Source organism: Streptomyces sp. NPDC047049, assembly GCF_040643995.1.
GTDB classification, from domain to species: domain Bacteria; phylum Actinomycetota; class Actinomycetes; order Streptomycetales; family Streptomycetaceae; genus Streptomyces; species Streptomyces mooreae.
The window spans coordinates 78,418-100,222 of sequence record NZ_JBEYVM010000011.1 but is presented as its reverse complement, the minus strand read 5'-3'; the positions used below and the strand labels follow the sequence as shown (position 1 = coordinate 100,222).

The following is a 21,805-nucleotide window of genomic DNA, read 5'->3' as shown; positions in this document are numbered from 1 at the left end:
GCCTCAGCGGCGCTCACCGGTCGACGCCTCCCATCACGGGGTCGATGGACGCGACGGCGACGATGACGTCGGCGACCTGGCCGCCTTCGCACATCGCCGCCATGGCCTGGAGATTGGTGAAGGACGGGTCGCGGAAGTGCACCCGGTAGGGGCGGGTGCCGCCGTCGCTGACCGCATGCACGCCCAGCTCGCCCTTGGGCGACTCGACGGCCGCGTACGCCTGCCCCGGCGGGACCCGGAAGCCCTCGGTCACCAGCTTGAAGTGGTGGATCAGGGCCTCCATCGAGGTACCCATGATCTTCTTGATGTGGTCGAGGGAGTTGCCCAGGCCGTCCGGCCCGAGGGCCAGCTGGGCGGGCCAGGCGATCTTCTTGTCCGCGACCATCACCGGGCCGGGCTCCAGCCGGTCCAGGCACTGCTCGACGATCCGCAGCGACTGGCGCATCTCCTCCAGCCGGACCAGGAACCGGCCGTACGCGTCGCAGGTGTCGGCGGTCGGCACCTCGAAGTCGTAGGTCTCGTACCCGCAGTACGGCTGGGTCTTGCGCAGGTCGTGCGGCAGTCCGGCGGAGCGCACGATGGGCCCGGTGGCGCCGGTGGCCATGCAGCCGGCCAGGTCGAGGTAGCCGATGCCTTCCATCCGGCCCTTGAAGACCGGGTTGCCGGTGGCGAGCTTGTCGTACTCGCCGATGTTCTTGCGCATCGTCTTCACGAACTCGCGCACCCGGTCGACCGCGCCCGGCGGCAGGTCCTGGGCGAGGCCGCCGGGCCGGATGTAGGCGTGGTTCATCCGCAGGCCGGTGATCAGCTCGTAGAGGTCGAGGATGAGTTCACGGTCGCGGAAGCCGTAGATCATGATCGTGGTGGCGCCCAGCTCCATCCCGCCGGTGGCGATCGCCACGAGGTGGGAGGACATCCGGTTGAGCTCCATCAGCAGCACGCGGAGGACGGAGGCCCGGTCGGGGACCTGGTCGGTGATCCCCAGCAGCCTCTCCACGGCGAGGCAGTAGGCCGTCTCGTTGAAGAAGGGGGTGAGGTAATCCATGCGCGTGACGAAGGTGGTGCCCTGCGTCCAGGTCCGGAATTCGAGGTTCTTCTCGATGCCGGTGTGCAGATAGCCGATGCCGCAGCGGGCCTCGGTGACGGTCTCGCCGTCGATCTCCAGGATCAGTCGGAGCACGCCGTGGGTGGAGGGGTGCTGCGGCCCCATGTTGACGATGATCCGCTCGTCGTCGGACTTCACGGCGGCGGCCGCGATCTCGTCCCAGTCGCCACCGGAGACGTTGTAGACGGTGCCCTCGGTGGTCTCCCGGGCCAGGGACTCCGTCGTGTCGAAGTCGCTGGAGGTGCGGTGGCCGTTCGGGGAGTGGGAGTGCGGTGCAGTAGTCATCAGCTGTACGACCTCCGCTGGTCGGGAGCCGGGATCTTGGCGCCCTTGTACTCGACGGGAATGCCCCCGAGGGGGTAGTCCTTGCGCTGCGGGAAGCCCTGCCAGTCGTCGGGCATCATGATCCGGGTCAGCGCCGGATGGCCGTCGAAAACGATTCCGAAGAAGTCGTAGGTCTCGCGCTCGTGCCAGTCGTTGGTCGGATAGACCTCCACCAGCGAGGGCACGTGCGGATCGGCGTCCGGGGCACAGACCTCCAGCCGGATCAGCCGGTTGTGGGTGATCGAGCGCAGGTGGTAGACGGCGTGCAGCTCGCGGCCGGTGTCGCCGGGGAAGTGCACTCCGCTCACGCCCGTGCACAGCTCGAAGCGCAGCGCCGGATCGTCGCGCAGGATCCTGGCGACCGCCGGCAGGTGGCTGCGCTCGATGTGGAAGGTCAGCTCGGCGCGGTCCACGACCGTCTTCTCGATGACGTTCTCGGGGACCAGGCCCTGTTCGTCGAGGGCGCCCTCCAGCTCGTCGGCGATCTCGTCGAACTCGCCGTAGCCTTCCGCGTCGCCGCGGGGCCCGCCGTACGGCCGGGTGCTCGCGCCGGGCAGCCGGACGGTCCGGACCAGCCCGCCGTAGCCGCTGGTGTCGCCGCCGTTGTCGGCGCCGAACATCCCGCGGCGGGTGGCGATCGCCTCGCCGGTGTCGTCGCGCTGCGCGGGGACGGCGTCGTCCGTGCCGTTCTCGCCGTTCGGCTCGCCGGGGTTCTTCTGCTCGCTCATCGCAGCAGCCCCTTCATCTCGATCAGCGGGAGTGCCTTGAGCGCCGCCTCCTCCGCCTCGCGGGCGGCCTGCTGCTGATTGACCCCGAGCTTGGTGCTCTGGATCTTCTGATGCAGCTTGAGGATGGCGTCCATCAGCATCTCGGGACGCGGCGGGCAGCCCGGCAGATAGATGTCGACGGGAACGATGTGGTCGACGCCCTGCACGATCGCGTAGTTGTTGAACATTCCGCCCGACGATGCGCAAACCCCCATGGAGATCACCCACTTCGGGTTCGGCATCTGGTCGTAGACCTGCCGCAGCACGGGAGCCATCTTCTGGCTCACCCGGCCGGCCACGATCATCAGATCCGCCTGCCGCGGGGAGCCGCGGAAGACCTCCATGCCGAAGCGGGCCAGGTCGTAGCGCCCGGCGCCGGTCGTCATCATCTCGATGGCGCAGCAGGCCAGCCCGAAGGTCGCGGGGAAGACCGATGATTTGCGCACCCAGCCCGCGGCCTGTTCGACGGTGGTCAGCAGAAAGCCGCTGGGCAGCTTCTCTTCCAGTCCCATGTGTGCCCCCTAGTCCCATTCCAGGCCGCCGCGACGCCAGACATAGGCGTAGGCGACGAAGACGGTGAGCGCGAAGAGGAGCATCTCGACGAGCCCGAACAGCCCCAGGGCGTCGAAGGTGACTGCCCAGGGGTAGAGGAAGACGATCTCGATGTCGAAGACGATGAAGAGCATCGCCGTCAGGTAGTACTTGATCGGGAAGCGACCGCCACCGGACGGATATGGCGTCGGCTCGATTCCGCACTCGTACGCCTCGAGCTTGGCCCGGTTGTAGCGCCTGGGCCCGACGAGGGTGGCCATCACGACGGAGAAGATCGCAAAGCCTGCCCCGAGGGCTCCCAGTACGAGGATGGGCGCGTAAGCGTTCACCGTCCTCGCTCCCTTCAGTCGACGATGACTGGATGGCGGTCCGCTCGGGCCCTCCGGCCGCCCCATGGAGATCGTGCACATGTGAGGCAGTTCACAAGCCCGAACCGCCAGCATCTTATGCCCGCTGGTCTGTGATCTGCGACACGGGAGTGACGAACGCCTTTGTGATCTCCACCACCCGGCGAAGGATCATGAAGTCGGATGAGCGGTGATCTTCATACGTGAAGCGCGCGAGTGATCACGAGAGGTGACATTCGCATGGGTTACCGCTGGTCAGGGCGGGGTTGCCACTATCAAGTGGATGCCGCTACAGGCAAATTGGCGCCGGACGCGGCCAACTGCTATACGCGGGCGGCCCGCAGGCGTGATCCGCTCGTGACCTGACCGTGATCATCGGTACGTGCATCGGTTCACGAACGCCCGGCCGACGTCAGGTCACGGGAACATAACGGACACTCAAGAGTGACCTATCCCACGCTATTTCCAGCACTAAGTCCTTGACGCCCGGGAAGCCTTGGCGTGGCGGATGAGGAAGTGATAGGCGCCCGCCGCCCCCGCATCGAGCAGCAAATGCCATGCGTAGGAACATGATCGCGAAATTCGGACATCCCGTCGCCGGCTCTCCGGGCGACCAAAAGTCCGTTTTATTCGCCGCGTACACGTCAAGTGTGGCGCACTGCACCTTTCTTGGCAGCAACCTGCGGCTCCTGATAGCCGTTATTGCCATGTCCCCGAACGCACTCATACCCAGCCACCGGAAGCCCCGCCGTCCTTCCGCGTCCTCGCGGGCGCTGCGCGCGGGCGTGACCGGTGGCTTCCTCACCCTTGCGGTGACCGGCGCCACCGTGCCGGCCAACGCCGCGGAAAAGCCCGTCTCCGAAACCCAGGAGATGCCGACGATCACGACGGCGCTGGCCACCAGCGCCGCCAGGAGCGCCGACACCGCCGAGCAGGTCGCGTTCAACTACGAGCGCCAGGCTCTCCAGGACAGTGCCTTCTCCAAGGCCGCCAAGGCCGCCGAGAAGGACAAGGCCGAGGCCGTGAAGAAGGCCAAGGCCGAGGCGAAGAAGAAGGCCGAGGAAGCCCGTAAGGCCAAGGAGGCCGCGCAGGCCCGTGCCTCGCGCTCCTCCGAGCGTTCGACGCTGTCCGCCCCCACGTCCAGCGCCACCGGCAGCACGGCCACGCTGGTCTCCTTCCTGAAGGCGCAGCTCGGCAAGGCCTACGTGCTGGGCTCCAGCGGCCCCTCGTCGTACGACTGCTCCGGCCTGACCCAGGCCGCGTTCAACCAGATCGGCATCGACCTGCCGCGGGTCTCCCAGGACCAGTCCACCGCCGGCAAGCAGGTCGGCCTGGACAACCTCCAGGTCGGCGACATCCTGTACTGGGGCAGCGCGGGCAGCGCCTACCACGTCGGCGTCTACGTCGGCGACGGCAAGTTCATCGGCGCCCAGAACTCCAGCACCGGCATCGTCGAGCGCCCGCTCGACTACGACATGCCGACCGGCGCGGTGCGCGTCCTCTAGGACCACCGCACGCTCAGTGCCCCATGAGGGCCGTCCCTCTCGCCGCTCGGGAGGGACGGCCCTTTGGCGCGCGTGCGTCGCGTGCGCCCTGTGCCTCGTGTGCGCGTGCGTCGCGTGCCGCCGCGTGCGTCCCCACCGGCCGCGGCGTCGTCCCGGGCCGGGGCCGGCACCGGGGCTCCCGCCCGGCGCCGGAGCCCCGTGATGTCTGAGGACGCCCTGGGGTGAAGCCTGACGCCCTGGGGGTCAGGCCTTCGGCGCGACCTTGCTCAGGCCGTTGATGATGCGGTCCATCGCGTCGCCGCCCGTGGGGTCGGTGAGGTTGGCGAGCATCTTGAGGGTGAAGCGCATCAGCAGCGGGTGGGTCAGACCGCGCTGGGTGGCGATCTTCATGACCTTGGGGTTGCCGATGAGCTTCACGAAGGCGCGGCCCAGCGAGTAGTAGCCGCCGTAGGTGTCCTTGAGGATCTTCGGGTAGCGCTGCAGGGCCAGTTCGCGCTGCGCGTACGTGGCGCGGGCGTGCGCCTGCACGATGACCTCGGCGGCGATCGCGCCGGACTCCATGGCGTAGGCGATGCCCTCGCCGTTGAACGGATTGACCAGGCCGCCCGCGTCGCCGACCAGCAGCAGGCCCTTGGTGTAGTGCGGCTGGCGGTTGAAGGCCATGGGGAGCGCGGCGCCGCGGATCGGGCCGGTCATGTTCTCCGGCGTGTAGCCCCAGTCGGCGGGCATCGAGGCGCACCACGCCTTGAGGATCTCGCGCCAGTCCAGCTCCTTGAAGGCGGAGCTGGAGTTGAGGATGCCGAGGCCGACGTTGCTGGTCCCGTCGCCCATGCCGAAGATCCAGCCGTAGCCGGGCAGCAGCCGGTCCTCGGCGCCGCGGCGGTCCCACAGCTCCAGCCAGGACTCCAGGTAGTCGTCGTCGTGCCGGGGCGAGGTGAAGTACGTCCGCACGGCCACGCCCATGGGGCGGTCCTCCCGCCGGTGCAGCCCCATGGCCAGCGAGAGCCGGGTGGAGTTGCCGTCGGCGGCGACCACGAGCGGGGCGTGGAAGGTGACCGGGGTCTTCTCCTCCCCGAGCTTGGCGTGCACACCGGTGATGTGGCCGGTCAGCTCGTGGACGATCGGCGCCCCCACGTTGCAGCGCTCGTACAGCCGCGCGCCGGCCTTCTGCGCCTGCCGCGCCAGCTGCTCGTCGAAGTCGTCGCGCTTACGGACCAGCCCGTAGTCGGGGTACGAGGCCAGCTCCGGCCAGTCGAGCTGGAGGCGGGAGCCGCCGCCGATGATCCGCAGGCCCTTGTTGCGCAGCCAGCCCGCTTCCTCGGAGATGTCGATCCCCATCGCGACCAGCTGCTTGGTGGCGCGCGGGGTCAGCCCGTCGCCGCAGACCTTCTCGCGCGGGAACGCGGTCTTCTCCAGAAGGAGCACGTCCAGACCTGACTTGGCGAGGTGGTAGGCGGTCGCCGAGCCGGCGGGCCCGGCACCGACGACGATCACATCCGCGCTGTGCTCCGAGCGGGCGCTGGTCACGGAATCGGTCACGGACGCGGATTCGGTCACGGTGCTGTCTCCCGGAAGTCGGTAAAGGGAATTCTGGGTGCCGACCGGCACCGCGCTCGTGCAGTCTATGGGGGCCGTGGTGATCAGAACCTGAAGGGTTGTGCCGTGAAGCCTGTGAACACCCCGCCCGTGAAGCGGCCGGTTCCCGCCGTCGAACTGCGCGTGCCCACCGAGGAGGACGCGCTGAACTGGCACCGGGTCTTCAACGACCCGGAGGTCATGGAGTTCCACGGCGGCGCACCGGCCGAGCTCTCCGTCTACGAGGAACTCACCGCGCGCCAGCGCCGGCACCACGCGGAGCGCGGATTCTGCCTGTACACGCTGGTGGACCCGGCGGACGGTGCGGTCCTCGGCTTCACCGGCGCCCAGCCGTGGCCGTGGGACTGGGGCCCGGCGGGCGAGATCGAGATCGGCTGGCGGCTGGGCCGCGCCTCCTGGGGCAAGGGCTACGCCACGGCAGCGGCGCAGGCGGCGCTGGAGGCCGTCCGCGCGGCCGGCGTCCCCCGTGTGGTCTCCGTGATCGATGCACGTAACGAGCGGTCGATCGCGGTGACCCGACGGCTGGGGATGCGGCAGGCGGAGATGGTGATCAAGCCCGAGGGGAAGCGGACGGCGTACTGCCACCGGCTGGAGGTGTGAGCGGTCGGCGGGGGGCCGAAGGCGGGCGGCGGGGCCGGCGGCCGCCGTCAGCTCCGGCCATCAGCCCCCGCCGTCAATTCCCGGCCGTCAGCTCCTGATCGTCAGCCCTCGCCGTCAGCTCCCGGCCGGCTTCCGTCCCCGGTGCAGCGCCACGATGCCGCCGGTCAGATTGCGCCAGGCCACCTCGGTCCAGCCCACGCCCTGCAGCCGGGCGGCGAGTTCGGGCTGGTTGGGCCAGGTGCGGATGGACTCGGCGAGATAGACATAGGCGTCCGGGTTGCTGCTGACCGCGCGGGCGACCGGCGGCAGTGCACGCATCAGGTACTCGGTGTAGACGGTCCGGAACGGCGCCCAGGTCGGCTCGCTGAACTCGCAGATCACGACCCGGCCGCCGGGCTTGGTGACCCGGTACAGCTCGGCCAGCGCGGCGTCGGTGTCCTGGATGTTGCGCAGCCCGAAGGAGATGGTGACGGCGTCGAACACCCCGTCCGCGAACGGCAGCCGGGTGCCGTCACCGGCCGTGAACGGCAGCCACGGACGGCGCTTCTTGCCCTCCCCCAGCATGCCGACGGAGAAGTCGCACGGCACGACGTACGCGCCGGTGCGCGCGAACGGCAGTGAGGAGGTGCCCGTACCGGCCGCGAGGTCGAGCACCCGCTCGGCGGGCCGGGCGGCCACCGCACGGTCCACCTCCTTGCGCCACAGCCGCGCCTGCCCCAGGGAGAGCACGTCGTTGGTGAGGTCGTACCGTGCCGCCACGTCGTCGAACATCGCGGCGACTTCGTGCGGCTGCTTGTCCAGGGATGCTCGGGTCACCCGGCCATTGTCCACCGTGCCGGGGCCCGGCCCCGCACCGGGCACGGCCTGAGCGGCGGGCATGGCATCTGGCGCATGGCGTGTCAGTCGGGTCGGCCGCGCCTGACGGTGCCGGCCGCGCCTGACGGGGTCAGCGGCGGCGGAAGACGAGGCGGCCGTGCAGCGCGGTGGCCAGGCAGCTGCCGTCCTCGGCGAAGACCGCGAAGTGGGCGGGGCCGCCGACGGCCAGGGCACGGGGAAGACGCCCCGCCAGCTCCTGCAGGCCGGACCGCTCCACGGCGGTGCGGACCGCGGGCCGGCAAAACGGCCCGGTCAGCGCCGTGGTCCCGGTCGCCATCAGCCGTTGCAGTCCGCGCCGGGCGCTGCCGCCCCAGCGGGCCTCGGTCATGTCGAGGGCGGCCAGCGCCTCCCCGGTGACCGGCTCGCTGCCGAGGGCGTCCGCCTCGCGCGGGTCGGGGTGGTACGCCGCCTCCAGCAGGGCGGCGCCCTCCGGTTCGTAGCGGCCGGGCGTCAGCACGCCGTCCCACTCCCGCACCCGGGCCCGCGCCCCGTACTGCGCGAGCAGCTCGTCGTACGGCCCGACGGCGGCGAACCGGTCGCCTTCGACGACGACCGCGTACCCGGCCCCGGCCCCGGCACCGGCACCGGCACCACCGTCGTGCTCCGGACCGCCGTGCTCCGGATCGTCGGCGACCAGGCGGACCGCCCGCACCCGGTGAATCGTCAGCACGGCAGGCTCAGCTCGCTTCCGACGCCGCTCGCAGGCCGCTAGTTGGCCTCGACGAGCTTCAGCTCCGGATGCGCCGTGCCGCCCTCGATCGCCGTCGACGACAGATGCGAGACGACCTTGTCGTCGACCGGGTCGTTGGCCGGGTCGTCGTGCACGAGCAGGTGCTCGTACGTGGTCGCGCGCTGCGCCGGGACCCGGCCCGCCTTGCGGATCAGGTCGATGATCTCCATGCGGTTGGAGCGGTGCTTGGCGCCGGCGGAGGAGACGACGTTCTCCTCCAGCATGATCGAGCCCAGGTCGTCGGCGCCGTAGTGCAGCGACAGCTGGCCGATCTCCTTGCCGGTGGTCAGCCACGAGCCCTGGATGTGCGCGACGTTGTCGAGGAAGATCCGGCCGATGGCGATCATGCGCAGGTACTCGAAGAGGGTGGCCTGCGTCTGGCCCTTCAGGTGGTTGTTCTCCGGCTGGTAGGTGTACGGGATGAAGGCGCGGAAGCCGCCCGTACGGTCCTGGACGTCCCGGATCATCCGCAGGTGCTCGATCCGCTCGGCGTTGGTCTCGCCCGTGCCCATGAGCATGGTGGAGGTGGACTCGACACCCAGCTTGTGGGCCGCCTCCATGATCTCCAGCCAGCGCTCGCCGGACTCCTTCAGCGGCGCGATGGCCTTACGAGGGCGGGCCGGCAGCAGCTCGGCGCCGGCGCCCGCGAAGGAGTCCAGGCCGGCGGCGTGGATGCGCTGGATCGCCTCCTCCACCGACACCTTGGAGATCCGCGCCATGTGCTCGATCTCGGAGGCACCGAGGGAGTGGATGACCAGCTGCGGGAACGCCTTCTTGATGGCGGAGAAGTGCTCTTCGTAGTACTCGACGCCGTAGTCCGGGTGGTGGCCGCCCTGGAACATGATCTGGGTGCCGCCCAGTTCGACGGTCTCCGCGCAGCGGCGCAGGATGTCGTCGAGGTCGCGGGTCCAGCCCTTGGCGGTGTCCTTCGGCGCGGCGTAGAAGGCGCAGAACCTGCAGGCCGTCACACACACATTGGTGTAGTTGATGTTGCGCTCGATGATGTACGTCGCGATGTGCTCGGTGCCGGCGTAGCGGCGGCGGCGCACGGCGTCGGCGGCCTGGCCCAGCGCGTGCAGCGGAGCGGAGCGGTACAGGTCGAGCGCTTCCTCGGGTGTGATGCGGCCGCCCTGCGCGGCGCGGTCGAGTACGGACTGGAGGTCGGCGTTCTCGGTCACCGGGGCGTCCCTTTCGCAGGCGGGCATCACGAACTGAACCAGCGTACGTCAGGGGTACGACAGCCTCGCCGCCGGTCAGCCGGGCGCCCGGCCGGGGCTCCGGCGGCGCCCGGCACCCCGCCTACGGCGTGTCCAGCAGCGACACCCGCACATCGGCCGGGAACCCGGTCGTCGGCCCGACCCGCCGGGCGAATTCCGTGACACCGCCCAGTTGCTCGGGCCCGAAGCGGAAGTCGAGCGTGGTGAAGTACCGCTCCAGGACCGGCTCGTCGAAGGTCTCCCAGCGGGCCGCCTGCTCGGCGACCTTGGCGACCTCCTCCAGCGACAGGTCGCGCGAGGCGAGGAACGCCTCGTGCACCTTGTGCACCACGGCCGGCTCGCGCTCCAGGTACTCGCGCCGGGTCGCCCAGACGGCGAAGACGAACGGCAGGCCCGTCCAGTCCTTCCACATCTGGCCGAGGTCGTGCACCGCCAGGCCCAGCCGCGGCCCGTCGTGCAGATTGGCGCGCAGCGCGGCGTCACCGATCAGCACCGCCGCGTCCGCCTCCTGCATCATCAGACCGAGGTCCGGGGGGCAGGTGTAGTAGTCCGGCCGCACACCGATCTTCTCGGCCAGCAGCAGCTGGGCCAGCCGTACGGACGTACGCGAGGTCGAGCCGAGCGCGACCCGGGCACCGTCGAGCTGGTCCAGCGGCTTCTGCGAGACGATCACGCACGACATGACCGGGCCGTCGCAGCCCACCGCGAGATTCGGGAAGGCGACGAGGTCGTCGGCGGCGCGCAGGAATTCCACGAGGGTGACCGGCGCGATGTCGAGCTCCCCGCGGACCAGCTGCTCGCTGAGCTTCTCCGGCGTGTCCTTGGTGAGGTCGAGATCGAGCAGGGTGCCCGTACGGGCGAGGCCCCAGTAAAGGGGCAGGCAGTTCAGGAACTGGATGTGGCCCACTCGCGGCCGGCTGCGACGGTGGCCGGCGTCGGCTCCCGCGGGTGCGTCTCCGAAGGTTGAATTGTCCACATGCGGAGGCTAGACCCGTGTCCACGGGGCCAGAGCGGCGGGGCGGCGCTTGGACGTTAGTGCCATCGGTTAAACGTGATCTTTGGCTCTTCCGCCTCAGGAGCAGCACATGCTACGCTCAGCGCAAGTTGCAGTTTGGTTTCCCTTGCAGTACAGAGCCTGCGGAGCATGTGACCCCGCAGGCTCTTGTAGTTTCAGACTTCTTTGCAGGTTCTGGAGCAGGGCAACCCTTTGGCCCAAGGAGGGCTTATGGCTACCGGAACCGTCAAGTGGTTCAACGCTGAAAAGGGCTTCGGCTTCATCGCCCAGGACGGCGGCGGCCCGGATGTCTTCGTCCACTACTCGGCGATCAACGCCTCTGGCTTCCGCTCCCTGGAGGAGAACCAGCAGGTGAACTTCGACGTCACGCAGGGCCCGAAGGGTCCGCAGGCGGAGAACGTCACGCCGGTCTAAGTTGCCCGGCCCGGAATTCCTTCCAGGTCGCCCCTAAGCAGTACCCAAGGAGCCTCGCTCCGCCACTTCGGTGGCGAGCGGGGCTCCTGCCTTTTTTGCGGCAGGGGGTAAATGTCAACCGCATGAATTTTCATCGTCGGGTACCTGACACACCCGAATGGCGGGCGCAAAACAGAATTGCTGCGGCATTCAGCGCGCAGGCCCAGGCACCCACGCCGGGAACTTTTCTTGCCGCACCGAGGAACGGAATACCGGAGGCAAGCGGGAGCCGTGGCGCGAGGGGCACGCCCTGACGGCACTGCGCGCGGGCCACGCTCCGCCGACGCCGCCGGCATACCGCTCATGACGAAGTGATCACGGAAAGTGCTCACATGACAACATGGAGCGGCCTATCTTGGGCAAGATGAGCGAGGACATGCCCCCACAGAAGCCCTGCCCCGACTGTGGCGGCCAAGGCACCGTGGAGTGGGAGACGCCGATGGGCGATGCGGTCACCACGCAGTGTTCCGGGTGCGGTGGCACCGGAACCGTCCTGGCGTAGAGGAGGCGGAGGCAGGCGTGGCGGCCTTCGAGAGCAACGGCAAGCCGGTCGGCCTGGATGCGCAGTACGTCGGCCGGCTTCCGTGCGCGACCTGCGGGATACGGTCGATGAAACTGCCCGGTCAGCAGGGCGGGTTGTGCATCCCCTGCTATGCGGATGAGTGCGCGACCGCGGGGCGCCGCGCGGCGACGGCCGGCACGTGGGTGGCGGCCAGCTTCGTGGGCGACCCGTGCCTGGCGTGCGGGTCGCGGTCCGTGGACGCCAACGGGTGGGCGTTCTGGTGCAACTCTTGTGAGATGCAGACGGCTGTGGCCCTGCCGCCGACCTAATGGGGCGTGCCTTCAGGCTCCGAGCGAGTCGGCTTTGACCGCCGACACAAAGCGGCTCCAGGCCGCGGCGGAGATGATGAGGGCCGGACCATGGGGCGCCATTTTGGAATCCCGGACCGGGACCAGGCCACCGGGGAAGTCGGTGGCAGTCTCGACGCACTCGCCGCCGGTGCCATTGCTGTAGCTGCTCTTGCGCCAGCGCGCCGCGCTCAAGTCAGGCTCCTTGTCTGCCATTTCGATAGTCCTCTGCCGCTGCCTCGACCATGGCCAGGGACGCCTCAGGCGGCAATGCGGCGGCCCTGAGCAGATCGTACGACTGCCTGTACTGCTGCACGAGCGCCGGGTAGTCGATGAGTTGGCTACTGTGCAGCCCCTCCGTGTAGACCACAGGTGGAGCGTCCGGAAAGGTCATGGTCCGGGTCATGCCCATCATGTACGGGTGAACAGCCGGCGTTTCCGGCACGATCTGCAGAATGGATCGCGTGGACGTGACCACATCCACGATGTGCTCCAGCAACTCTGCCATCGGCTCTGGCGGGAGAACCCGACGACGGATCACGTTCTCGTCCAGGATCGCCCAGAACGCCGGAGGCCGCTCCCGGTTGAAGAGTTGCGCCCGCTTCAGCCTCGCGGCCACCTTCTGCTCGACTTCGCCGTCCGAGGTCCGAGGCATCGCCGCTCGCGTAAGCGCCCTCGCGTACGGCCCCGTCTGCAGGAGCCCTGGCACGAACATCGGCGCCCAGTCTTCGATCGTCTCCGCGAACTGCTCCATCTCTGCGGCGTCCGCGAAGTACTCGGCATGCCCTCCCTGGCGGGCCTTGCGTGCATCTTCACAACGCCGCTCGAAAAAGCCGTCCGTCCCGAGCTTTACGTCAGCATGCCGGGCCAGGTCCAGTGGCATCCGCCGCTCACCACGTTCGATCTGGCTGAGGAACGGGATGCCTCGGTAGCTCCCTTCCGCCAGTTGTTCAAGCGTGAGGCCCGCAGCTTCCCGCTTGTAGCGCAGCTCGGCACCGTAGAAGGAGGGAACGTTCGCCGAGGCGTCCGGATCCTTACGAGGAGGCATAACTCACCACCGTTGATTGCCGGTTGCTTTGCGCAACCCGATTCCCTTCCACGCTACGCCGCGTGACGTCACGCTGTGAGCACTTCGTCACCATGCGCACAGGAAGGCGTACGGCCATGCCCAGCCATCTCCACCACCCCCACGACGACGTGCACGAGTGCACCGAGCTGCTGCGCGGCGCGCTCAGGGACAACGGGATCACGCTGCCGTCCCTCGGGGTGGATCTGCCGAGCTTCGCCGGCACGTATGCGGCGCCGCTCGTCGCCCTCGGTAACTGCAACACGGCGACCGCCCGCACGCTGGCCGAGGCGCTCCGCAGGGCGGCGACGCGGTGACACCGCCGCCCGCGCCGCTCAGGCTGGAGCTGATCGCCCTGCCCAAGGAAGTGCCCCTGCTCCGGCGCACCGTGCGCGACTACCTGGGCGGCCCGTGTGCCGACGTCCAGCTCTGTGTCAGCGAAATGCTCGGCAATGTGATCCGGCATGTCGGGGAGGGCACTCCGGTCGTCGTCCGGGTCAGCGGCGGGGCCGACGGCCGCGTCCGGGTGGAGGTCACAGATTCCGACGCGCGGGCGCTGCCCGTACTGCTGCGGGCGCGCGGCGAGGACGAATACGGGCGGGGCCTGGCGCTGCTGGATGCCGTCTCGTTGCGGTGGGGCGTACGGCGGGAAGAGGGCCGCAAGACCGTCTGGTGCGATCTCGGCGAGGCATAGCCGCGCGGGCGCACGCGTCAGACCCCGTGCCACCTCCCCCACAGAGGTGACACGGGGTTCCAGTTTGACGCGCCGAGGGCTCGGGCTCCAGAGCAGGGGTCACCTGCTTTCGTAAAGGCCCGCTATGTCTTTGGCGAAATCGCGGGTGACGGCGGCGCGGCGGAGCTTCAGGGACGGGGTGAGATGCCCGGTTTCTTCGGTGAAGTCCACCGGGAGGACGGCGAACCGGCGGATGGATTCGGCCCGGGAGACCAGTTCGTTGGCGTCGTCGACGGCGCGCTGGAGGTCGGCGAGCAGGGTCGCGTCGTGGACCAGGCGCTCCAGCGGCAGATTCTGCTTCTTGTTCATCTGGCACCAGTGGGCGAGGCCGTCCGGTTCCAGCGTGATCAGGGCGGTGATGTACGGACGGTTGTCGCCGGTGACCAGGCACTGGCCGACGAGGGGGTGCGAGCGGAGGCGGTCCTCCAGGGGCGCCGGGGCGACGTTCTTGCCGCCCGTGGTCACCAGGATCTCCTTTTTGCGGCCGGTGATGGTGAGGTAGCCGTCGGCGTCGAGGGCGCCGAGGTCGCCGGTGGCCAGCCAGCCCTGGTCGGTGACGGGACGGGCCGCGCCGAGCGCCGCGTCCCAGTAGCCGGAGAAGACATGGCCGCCGCGGACCAGGATCTCGCCGTCCCCGGCGATGCGTACCGCGGTGCCGGGCAGCGGCCAGCCGACCGTGCCGATGCGGGGGCGCAGGGGCGGGGTGACGGTCGTCGCGGCCGTCGTCTCCGTCAGGCCGTAGCCCTCGAAGATCTCGATGCCGGCGCCGGTGTAGAAGGCGGCGAGGCGGTGGCCGAGGGGCGAGCCGCCGCTGAGGATGTAGCGGACCTTGCCGCCGAGGGCCGCGCGGATACGACGGTAGACGAGCGGGTCGTAGAGCTTGCGGGCGGCCTTGAGCGCGACACCGGGGCCGGAGCCCGTCCCGTGCTCCTTGGCTTCCACCGCTTCGCCGTACGAGCGGGCGATACGGGCCGCGCGGTCGAAGGAGGCGGCGCGGCCCATCTTCTCCGCGGTGGCCCGGCCTGTGTTGTAGACCTTCTCCAGGACGTACGGGATGCCGAGGAGGAAGGTCGGCCGGAAGCCCGCCAGGTCGGTCAGCAGGTCGTCGGTCCGGATGCTGGGGGCGTGGCCGAGGCGGACCCGGGCGCGCAGGCAGCCGACGGCGACCATCCGGCCGAAAACGTGCGACAGGGGCAGGAAGAGGAGAGTGGCGGCGGGCTCCTCGCTGACCGACTTGAAGACGGGGTGGAGGAGTTCGACGGCGTTGTCGACCTCGGCGAAGAAGTTGGCGTGGGTGAGGGCGCAGCCCTTGGGGCGGCCGGTGGTGCCCGAGGTGTAGATGAGCGTGGCGAGGTCGTACGGGCCGGTGGCGGTCCGGCGCTCGTCCACCACCGAGTCCGGCAGGGCGCGCCCCTCGGCGACGAGTTGGGCGACGGCGCCGGTGTTGAACTGCCAGAGGTGGTCGAGGCCGGGAAGCTCGGCGCGCACGCCGCTGATCAGACGGGCTTCCTCGACGTTCTCGACGACGCAGGCGCGGGCGCCGGAGTCGTGCAGGATCCCTTGCGCCTGGCGGGCGGAGGACGTCGGGTAGAGGGGAACGGAGACCAGGCCGGCCGCCCACGCGGCGAAGTCGATGAGGGTCCACTCGTAGGTCGTACGGGCCATGATCGCGAGCCGGTCGCCGGGGCGGAGACCGTACGCGATCAGCCCCTTGGCGACCGCGCGCACCTCGACGGCGAACTCCGCCGCGGTGATGTCGCGCCAGGTGCCGCTGGGCTGCTTACGCGCCAGGACGATGTCGGCGGGTGCCTCGGCCGCGTTGCGGAAGGGGAGGTCGCCGAGCGAGCCGTTGTGGACGGGCGGGGCCAGTGCCGGGACGTAGACCTCGCGGACCGTGCCGTCCACCAGGGTTTTCCGTGGTTCTACGAGGGTGGGGGTGTCGGCCGGGTGGGCGGCGAGTGAGGCGGGGGGTGCACTTTCCTGGTTGGACACGAGTGGGGCCTCGTTTCTCCTGTGGAGTGCGGGGAGGGGGTGTCAGGGGGGAGAACACGGGGTGCGGACGCGGGACACCGGAGCGCCCGTTCGGCGCCGGGCACCACCGGGCAGCGGCGGACCGAGCCCGTGCCCGGCTGTCCGCGACGGCGGACAGCCGGGAATCATCGTGGCGTTGGGGATGTCAGGTCCGGACACCCGGTGGAACAGCGTGCGTTGGGAAGCGTCAAGTCCGGACACCCGCTGGAGCGGCGCGCGTTACGGGTAGCGCGGGAACGGCGATAACGACCGGTGGCGGAAGGCCCGCACCCGGCGGGGGATTCCCTGGACCACGTCCTCGCCCCAGCTCCTGACCTGGCAGTAACCTTACTTCGAAGTAAATTTACGCCAGGGGCGGGCGTTGGCCAATGGCCGTCACGCCCTTGATCTCGGCAATTCCGGGGCAGGCCGCCCCTCCGGCCGCCCTGCCGACCGCCCCATCGGCCGCCCCTGGACCGGCTCTTCGCCCGCCTCGCCCCCGACCGTCCCGATCTGCCGCAGCCCGTGCCCCGCCGCGCCCGGCCGCCTCACCCCCTGGCGGCCGACCGCCCCTGCCGGCCGACGAGTCCGCCGGGCGCCCACCGTTCGCCCGCCATCAGCCGGCCGAGGCCCGCCCAGACGAAGTTCATCATCGTGGCCGCCGTGTCCTCCGCCGACGGATGCTCGCGCTCGCCCGAAGGCCCTTCGTCCGTACGGACATTGGCCCACCCGGCAAGGGATTCGGCCGCACCGACCAGGGCGTGGGCAAGGCCGGCCACCTCCCGTTCGGCCAGCTCGCCGGCGCAGCCCGCCTCCTTTGCAGCCGCACCGATCAGCTCCGTCACAAAGGCGACGATCTCCGCCCGCACCACAGCCACTTCGCGCGCGAACGGCTCCCCGTGCGTCCGTGCTTGCTGATGGAGTACGGCCCAGCCGTCGGGATACTCGGCGGTGTGCGCGAAGAACCCGCGCAGACCGCTCCAGAGCTGCCGGTCGGCCGTCGCCCCCGGTTCGACAGCCGCCGTCACGGCCGCCACCAGCGCCTCCGACTCCCGCCGGATCACCGCGCTGAACAGGTCTTCCTTCGAATTCAGGTAGAGGTAGACCAGCGGCTTGGAGACCCCCGCCACCTCGGCGATCTCGTCCATCGAGGCCGCCGCATAACCACGCCGTGCGAACGTCAGCACCGCGGCGTCCAGCATCTGCTGCTCCCGGATCGCGCGCGGCACCCGCTTGCTCTTCACAGCTCCCACCCTGAAGGTCCCTCCATCCCGCCCCTTTACTGCAAAGTAAGTTTACGATCTTCGCCTCCCGACCCCTCTCCCTTGACGCGTTCCCGCCATAGCGAGACGATACGTCTCGTCGCGCCTTCCGATACGGACACGTCTGTCTGCACGCCTGCACGCCTGCATGTCCGGACGCAGATGCGGATGCGATGCGATGCCCGTGTTCCGCTCCCTTCCTGGAGGTCAGCCCCATGCAGCAGTTCATCGACGCCGCCCCCGGCATCCACCTGTGGACCGAGCAGCGCGGTGCCGCCGACACGGACCCCCTGCTGCTGATCATGGGCGCCCAGGCGAGCGGCCTCGGCTGGCCGGAGCCCCTGGTGGATGCGCTTGCCGCGCACCACCGCGTCATCCGCTACGACCACCGCGACACCGGCCGCTCGACCTGGCCCTTCGAGGAGCGGCCGTACCGGATCGCCGACCTCGCGGATGACGTGATCGCGGTCCTGGACGGACTGGGCATCGGCCGGGCTCATATCGTCGGCATGTCATTGGGCGGCATGCTGGCCCAGATGGTGCTCGCCGACCACCCCGACCGACTGCTCAGCGCCACTCTCATCAGCACCAGAGCCCTCAGCAGCACCCCCTACATCCGCCCCGACGGCGGCACGGTCCCGGTCGACGAGCTGCCGGGCATCGCGCCCGAGCTCCTGGAGCTGTGGGCCCGCCCGGTCGAGGATCACGGCCAGGCGGCCGAGGTACAGCGCCAGATCGAACACTGTCGGGTACTCGCCGGTAGCCAACTGCCTTTCGACACCGACTCTTTCCGTACGCTTGCACAGCGCGTCATCGAGCACACGGGGCACTACCGGACGAGCACCGCACACGGCCGTGCGGAACACGACGGGATGCTCCGCACGGATCAGCTCGCCACGAACGAGGTGCCGGCACTCGTCATCTGCGCCCCCGCCGACCCGGTCTTCCCACCGCCGCACCCCCAGCACCTCGCCCAGTGCGTCCGCGGCGCCTCCCTCGTCGAGATCCCGGGGATGGGACATGCACTGCCGCCCGCCGTACTGAAGCCACTCGCCGCGGCGATCCTGGGCCATACGGGAGCGGCAAACGGCTGACGGCGCCCGACAACAACACACAGCCGCACTCCCGCCTTTCGTGAAGCCCGGGAGCGCGGCTGTGGCCGGCCGGGCGACCGTTGCCACCGCACAGCAACGACCGCGCTCCCGGGCCCCGCGCCAACGTTGTTGTCGAGGTCGGTGCTCTTCACGCCGTCATGCACATCGCGCTCAAGGATTGGCGTTGTTCCACGGCACCGCGTTTTCAGCCTCGAATACCAGTGGACCGGTCGCGGCGAGTCCCCCTGCTCACAACCCGGCCTGTCACGAAAAATGCCGCGATCGAGGCAATGAATACCACTGATCAGCATGCGATGTTTCGGCTGAAATCTACGGAGTCAGCAGGCATAGGACTGTTAGGGTCCATGATCAGAACGGGCCACCTCACGCTGCCGATCCGGCAGGAACAACGCAGGGGGATAGCAGTGACATTCGAGGACACACAAATCGGGGACCCCCATTCCTTAAGCAAGGCCGGTGTGGGCGCGACGGAGCTTGCGGGCGAAACGAAGGCAGTCGGAAACCGGCCGGTTGACGAGACCCGGGCCGCCGCCAGGGATTTCACCGGAAGCAACTGGGAGGGCGGGCTGGGAAAGGCATTGACCGACGTTGCCGAAACCTGGTCCAGGCAATCCTCGGGGCTGCAGGCGATCTGCGTGACTGTGGGCAGTCAGTGCAAAGAAACCGCAGCAAGCTACTCCTCCACCGAGACGGAGAACACTTCGGTCGTTCAGAACGTAGACAAGGGTGCACGGTCACCCTTTGGGTGAATCCCACCTCCTACGTTCCATCCGATAGCGCCACCTTCATCATTTATTGAGTGCACGGGGGATTGCCGATGCCCACCTATGAACAGCTCTACCACCTGGAACTGCGAAATCTCAAGGAAGCAGTGGAGCGCTGGGCCGATATGCCGACGCGCATGAAAGCCTTGCTCACCTCTTTCACGGATCACGTCGAGAAGCCGTTCAATGCGGCTGAGTGGATCTCTCCGATGCTGACCGCACAGGCGGCCCGGATGAAGCTGACCATGTGCCACAAAGACTTCGATGCTGCCGGGGTTGAGGCCAAGGGCATACACGGGATTCTGGCCGACGTTTATGGTGAGCTCAAGAAGGCCAAGGAAGACCTGCACCACCTTGCCGACGTGAAGGCTCCCGCACAAGGGCTTTACGTAACCGCCAAGGGCGTTGTCCACATCCGTGACCCGAAACCAGAAGATCTTCCTGCGGATACCGATCCGGCTTCGATCGGCCTCGGCCCCAGGTCCAAGAACCTGGAACAGGTGGATGCCTTGGCGCAGGACATCCAGGACGTTCTGGACCGAGCGGCGGAGGCGGACGAGACCGCCTGCTGGGGGCTGCGGAAGGACGTTGGAGGAAAGCACGCCGACGCCTTCAACAGCAAGGACGTCACCACCAGCCTTGATTCAGCAGACGCTCAGCACGCGGTGCAGTTGATTCGTCACGGCAACAAGATGACGGACCGGCAGATGTCGGAATTGCAAGAGATCATGCATCGCAACCGCAAGGACCCGGAGTTCGCTACCTACTTCTACAAGAACCTCGGGCCGAAGAAGACGATTGAAACCATCGCGAAACTGTCCGCGGGAATGCCTCATGCAAGCGAGGGGCGTCGGGACATATACAAAGAACTAAAGAAGGAGATGGGCCGGTCGCTGGCCACCGCCACCGACCCGGACAACAAACCACACCTCAGCGATGCATGGAATGCGGACCTACGCAAAGCCGGGTCCGGGAAGCTGGATCGTCCGTGGGAAAATGAGCACATCCCTTACTACGGATATCAAGCACTCGGCGAGATCCTCAGGGAAGGCAACTACGATCCGCACTTCCTCGTTCCGGTCGCCGAACATGCCACGCAGATACAAGCACAACATCCTGAAGATATGCTTCCGACCGCTGGAATTCTTGATGCGCTAGGGCACAGCCCCCAGGCGTCTACGGACTTCTTCAACGGCCCCATGCATGCTTACAGCGAGGACGGCACCCCGCAACATGGAGCGCCTGATCTCGGAAAGGGGCAAAACGGGAAGCCCATACATAACTACCTGGACTATTTTACCGACCCTGGCCACCAATGGAATCCGGAAACCCACCCGGAGTCCCCCACTTTCATTTGGGGAGACTGGGATGCAGTCGACAAGTCGATTAGTGATGCATCGAAGAACGGGCCCATTTCCCTGGGACACGCATTGGAAGCAGCGGTGTCCGGAAATCCATACGATGACGACAGTGCCCAGCCGGCGAAGCACACCGCACAAGAGGCCGGCCTGATGCGCAAGGTTGTCGACAAGTTCGGCCACCACCCTGAACTCATCGTCCCCAAGGCCGGCGAGGAAAAGCCTCTACTGGCACACATGACAGGCAGCCTCGGTAATATGACCGCCGGGTACATGGGCGACTTCCAGCAGTCCCTGTCCGCGCACGGCAACCTGCCGTCATACGGAGCGCCCGCCCACCTGGACGCCGACTCGGCGCGCACCTTCTTGGGCAAAGTCGGCCAGGACCCGGCCGCGTATGCCTCCATCAGCGCGTCCCAGCAGGCATACACCGCCGTTCAGGTCGACCAGGCGATGAATGCCCATACCGACTCCACCGTGGGCATGGAACAGCGGGTCGCCAACGCCACCCACCCCGGCGCGACCATATCGGGAATTATGAGCCAGGCCCGCGCCGAAGCCGTCCACGAAACCCACGCCGCCGAAGACAAGGAATTCAACGACCAAGTGGTGAAGGGCGGTAGGCTCGTGAACAGGGTCTCCATGATAGCCACCGGCTCAATTCCGGGCGCTGCCGGCAATATCGGCGGAAACATCATCAACCATGGCGTGAATGAAATAACCGAAGAGGCCATGGCCCGCCTCAAGCACGACACCACTCCGGCCGCACAATACGAAGCGGGACAGAAGTACAGCAATGGAATGGGATTGGCGCAGGAGTCAGCACGGGCAGCCGTCGCTCAGGCTGCTGAGCGCGGTCACTTCAATCAGTCCACCTTGAACGACTTGAAGAACACCGCCTCAGACGCCGCTATGGACGGGCACACCGCAGGAGCCCAGTGGGAGGACTCTCGTCATGGCTGACCATGTGGGCAAGTTCCGCAAACGCGCACCGCATACGACGGCATCGCAAAGACTGATGGCAACGACTGCAGCCATGCTCTCGCTCCTCCTGCTCACTTCAGGTTGCGGAGGCCCAAAGGTCAACTACTCCATACCGAGCAGCCTTTGCGGCATCCACGTCGGCCGGGATCTGCTGCGCCCCTTCTTCCCCCCAGGTGACCGGGTCGAGTTCGACGGTGACTCTTTCCCCGGCGACACGAAGGCCAAGTCCTTCTGCCAGTACTACGTCGACGGGAACACCGCGCTGTGGGTGGACGGCAAACGGAGTTCGGAGAACGCAACCGCAGCACAGAAGGTGAAACGCTTCGCCAGTCATGCACACATCAAGTACTGGACCCGGTCCGACGGGCGCATAGCGGGCTACTCCGGAAACGTCTTCGGGACCAGCAGCTGTTCCGGAACTCCCTCCGAAAGCGACGGCCAGCCGGCCCGCAGCTTCGCCCTGGAGATCGCCGTGACCCATTTCACCAGCACGAACGCAGTGCGTCCTAGGCTGGAAAAGCTCATGAACACTCTGCTGCCCAAGGCGGCTCACGCCAGAGGCTGCTGACCGACGTCT

24 protein-coding genes are annotated in these 21,805 nt (G+C 68.1%); 11 read left to right on the top strand and 13 right to left on the bottom strand.

The window, feature by feature from the left end; genetic code table 11:
• Positions 1-13: 13 nt before the first annotated feature.
• From ABZ851_RS23675 to ABZ851_RS23660, 4 genes are read right to left on the bottom strand one after another with little or no spacing between them, the layout of a single operon-like run.
• On the bottom strand, positions 14-1,390 hold the full coding sequence (locus ABZ851_RS23675) for an NADH-quinone oxidoreductase subunit D (RefSeq protein ID WP_361130952.1): 1,377 nt from the start codon (positions 1,388-1,390) through the stop codon (positions 14-16).
• Entirely contained in the window at positions 1,390-2,157 is a 768-nt protein-coding gene (locus tag ABZ851_RS23670) for an NADH-quinone oxidoreductase subunit C (RefSeq protein WP_361130949.1), read from the bottom strand. The genes ABZ851_RS23675 and ABZ851_RS23670 overlap by 1 nt, the downstream gene beginning before the upstream one ends.
• The gene (locus ABZ851_RS23665; protein WP_336049280.1) at positions 2,154-2,708 is read right to left on the bottom strand and encodes an NADH-quinone oxidoreductase subunit B family protein; all 555 of its coding nucleotides are present in this window, start codon (positions 2,706-2,708) and stop codon (positions 2,154-2,156) included. The genes ABZ851_RS23670 and ABZ851_RS23665 overlap by 4 nt, the downstream gene beginning before the upstream one ends.
• 9 nt (positions 2,709-2,717) lie before the next feature.
• The gene (locus tag ABZ851_RS23660) at positions 2,718-3,077 is read right to left on the bottom strand and encodes an NADH-quinone oxidoreductase subunit A (protein WP_336049279.1); all 360 of its coding nucleotides are present in this window, start codon (positions 3,075-3,077) and stop codon (positions 2,718-2,720) included.
• 725 nt (positions 3,078-3,802) lie between these two features.
• Between ABZ851_RS23660 and ABZ851_RS23655 the strand changes: the two genes are divergently transcribed.
• Positions 3,803-4,600 (top strand): NlpC/P60 family protein, encoded by a 798-nt coding sequence (locus ABZ851_RS23655; protein WP_361130945.1) that lies wholly within the window; start codon positions 3,803-3,805, stop codon positions 4,598-4,600.
• A gap of 243 nt (positions 4,601-4,843) precedes the next feature.
• Here the strand turns inward: ABZ851_RS23655 and ABZ851_RS23650 are convergent, their stop codons facing one another.
• Entirely contained in the window at positions 4,844-6,208 is a 1,365-nt protein-coding gene (locus ABZ851_RS23650; RefSeq protein WP_107421131.1) for a geranylgeranyl reductase family protein, read from the bottom strand.
• Positions 6,209-6,286: 78 nt separating this feature from the next.
• On the opposite strand from ABZ851_RS23650, the gene ABZ851_RS23645 reads away from it, so the two are divergent.
• Positions 6,287-6,796 (top strand): GNAT family N-acetyltransferase, encoded by a 510-nt coding sequence (locus tag ABZ851_RS23645; protein WP_336049346.1) that lies wholly within the window; start codon positions 6,287-6,289, stop codon positions 6,794-6,796.
• Between the two features lie 114 nt (positions 6,797-6,910).
• Here ABZ851_RS23645 and ABZ851_RS23640 read toward each other — a convergent pair whose 3' ends face one another.
• From ABZ851_RS23640 to ABZ851_RS23625, 4 genes are all read right to left on the bottom strand, one after another.
• A complete protein-coding gene (locus tag ABZ851_RS23640; protein ID WP_336049276.1) occupies positions 6,911-7,612 on the bottom strand; it encodes a demethylmenaquinone methyltransferase in 702 nt (233 codons plus the stop codon).
• Between the two features lie 130 nt (positions 7,613-7,742).
• On the bottom strand, positions 7,743-8,342 hold the full coding sequence (locus ABZ851_RS23635) for a hypothetical protein (RefSeq protein WP_361130942.1): 600 nt from the start codon (positions 8,340-8,342) through the stop codon (positions 7,743-7,745).
• A gap of 38 nt (positions 8,343-8,380) precedes the next feature.
• Positions 8,381-9,580, bottom strand: coding sequence for a cyclic dehypoxanthinyl futalosine synthase (gene mqnC, locus ABZ851_RS23630; protein ID WP_093492387.1), 1,200 nt, complete (start codon positions 9,578-9,580; stop codon positions 8,381-8,383).
• Positions 9,581-9,701: 121 nt separating this feature from the next.
• The gene (locus ABZ851_RS23625; RefSeq protein WP_361130939.1) at positions 9,702-10,595 is read right to left on the bottom strand and encodes a menaquinone biosynthesis protein; all 894 of its coding nucleotides are present in this window, start codon (positions 10,593-10,595) and stop codon (positions 9,702-9,704) included.
• Between the two features lie 249 nt (positions 10,596-10,844).
• Here ABZ851_RS23625 and ABZ851_RS23620 point away from each other — a divergent pair, with 249 nt between their 5' ends.
• The 3 genes from ABZ851_RS23620 to ABZ851_RS23610 all read left to right on the top strand — a co-directional run bounded on the left by ABZ851_RS23620 (position 10,845) and on the right by ABZ851_RS23610 (position 11,918).
• On the top strand, positions 10,845-11,048 hold the full coding sequence (locus ABZ851_RS23620) for a cold-shock protein (RefSeq protein WP_003984261.1): 204 nt from the start codon (positions 10,845-10,847) through the stop codon (positions 11,046-11,048).
• Between the two features lie 403 nt (positions 11,049-11,451).
• A complete protein-coding gene (locus ABZ851_RS23615) occupies positions 11,452-11,589 on the top strand; it encodes a hypothetical protein (RefSeq protein WP_176956267.1) in 138 nt (45 codons plus the stop codon).
• Between the two features lie 17 nt (positions 11,590-11,606).
• Positions 11,607-11,918, top strand: coding sequence for a hypothetical protein (locus tag ABZ851_RS23610; RefSeq protein ID WP_361130936.1), 312 nt, complete (start codon positions 11,607-11,609; stop codon positions 11,916-11,918).
• Positions 11,919-11,930: 12 nt separating this feature from the next.
• Here ABZ851_RS23610 and ABZ851_RS23605 read toward each other — a convergent pair whose 3' ends face one another.
• Together ABZ851_RS23605 and ABZ851_RS23600 are read right to left on the bottom strand one after the other, a co-directional pair.
• Entirely contained in the window at positions 11,931-12,152 is a 222-nt protein-coding gene (locus ABZ851_RS23605; RefSeq protein WP_361130933.1) for a DUF397 domain-containing protein, read from the bottom strand.
• Entirely contained in the window at positions 12,133-12,984 is an 852-nt protein-coding gene (locus ABZ851_RS23600) for a helix-turn-helix transcriptional regulator (RefSeq protein ID WP_361130930.1), read from the bottom strand. The genes ABZ851_RS23605 and ABZ851_RS23600 overlap by 20 nt, the downstream gene beginning before the upstream one ends.
• 116 nt (positions 12,985-13,100) lie before the next feature.
• Between ABZ851_RS23600 and ABZ851_RS23595 the strand changes: the two genes are divergently transcribed.
• The gene (locus ABZ851_RS23595) at positions 13,101-13,319 is read left to right on the top strand and encodes a hypothetical protein (protein ID WP_361130927.1); all 219 of its coding nucleotides are present in this window, start codon (positions 13,101-13,103) and stop codon (positions 13,317-13,319) included.
• A complete protein-coding gene (locus ABZ851_RS23590) occupies positions 13,316-13,696 on the top strand; it encodes an ATP-binding protein (RefSeq protein ID WP_361130924.1) in 381 nt (126 codons plus the stop codon). Before ABZ851_RS23595 ends, ABZ851_RS23590 begins: the two co-directional genes overlap by 4 nt.
• Before the next feature lie 99 nt (positions 13,697-13,795).
• Here ABZ851_RS23590 and ABZ851_RS23585 read toward each other — a convergent pair whose 3' ends face one another.
• Positions 13,796-15,727 carry an AMP-binding protein gene (locus ABZ851_RS23585; RefSeq protein WP_361130921.1) on the bottom strand — a complete coding sequence of 644 codons (1,932 nt, stop codon included), beginning with the start codon at positions 15,725-15,727 and terminating at the stop codon, positions 13,796-13,798.
• A 566-nt stretch (positions 15,728-16,293) separates the two neighbouring features.
• Positions 16,294-16,998, bottom strand: coding sequence for a TetR/AcrR family transcriptional regulator (locus ABZ851_RS23580; RefSeq protein WP_361130918.1), 705 nt, complete (start codon positions 16,996-16,998; stop codon positions 16,294-16,296).
• Between the two features lie 224 nt (positions 16,999-17,222).
• On the opposite strand from ABZ851_RS23580, the gene ABZ851_RS23575 reads away from it, so the two are divergent.
• From ABZ851_RS23575 to ABZ851_RS23560, 4 genes are all read left to right on the top strand, one after another.
• Complete coding sequence (locus ABZ851_RS23575) at positions 17,223-18,101, top strand: alpha/beta hydrolase (protein ID WP_361130915.1); 879 nt, start codon at positions 17,223-17,225, stop codon at positions 18,099-18,101.
• A gap of 425 nt (positions 18,102-18,526) precedes the next feature.
• Entirely contained in the window at positions 18,527-18,871 is a 345-nt protein-coding gene (locus ABZ851_RS23570) for a hypothetical protein (protein WP_361130912.1), read from the top strand.
• 68 nt (positions 18,872-18,939) lie between these two features.
• Positions 18,940-21,207, top strand: a complete 2,268-nt coding sequence (locus ABZ851_RS23565) for a hypothetical protein (protein ID WP_361130909.1) — start codon at positions 18,940-18,942, stop codon at positions 21,205-21,207.
• The gene (locus ABZ851_RS23560; protein ID WP_361130906.1) at positions 21,200-21,796 is read left to right on the top strand and encodes a hypothetical protein; all 597 of its coding nucleotides are present in this window, start codon (positions 21,200-21,202) and stop codon (positions 21,794-21,796) included. The genes ABZ851_RS23565 and ABZ851_RS23560 overlap by 8 nt, the downstream gene beginning before the upstream one ends.
• Positions 21,797-21,805 lie beyond the last annotated feature (9 nt).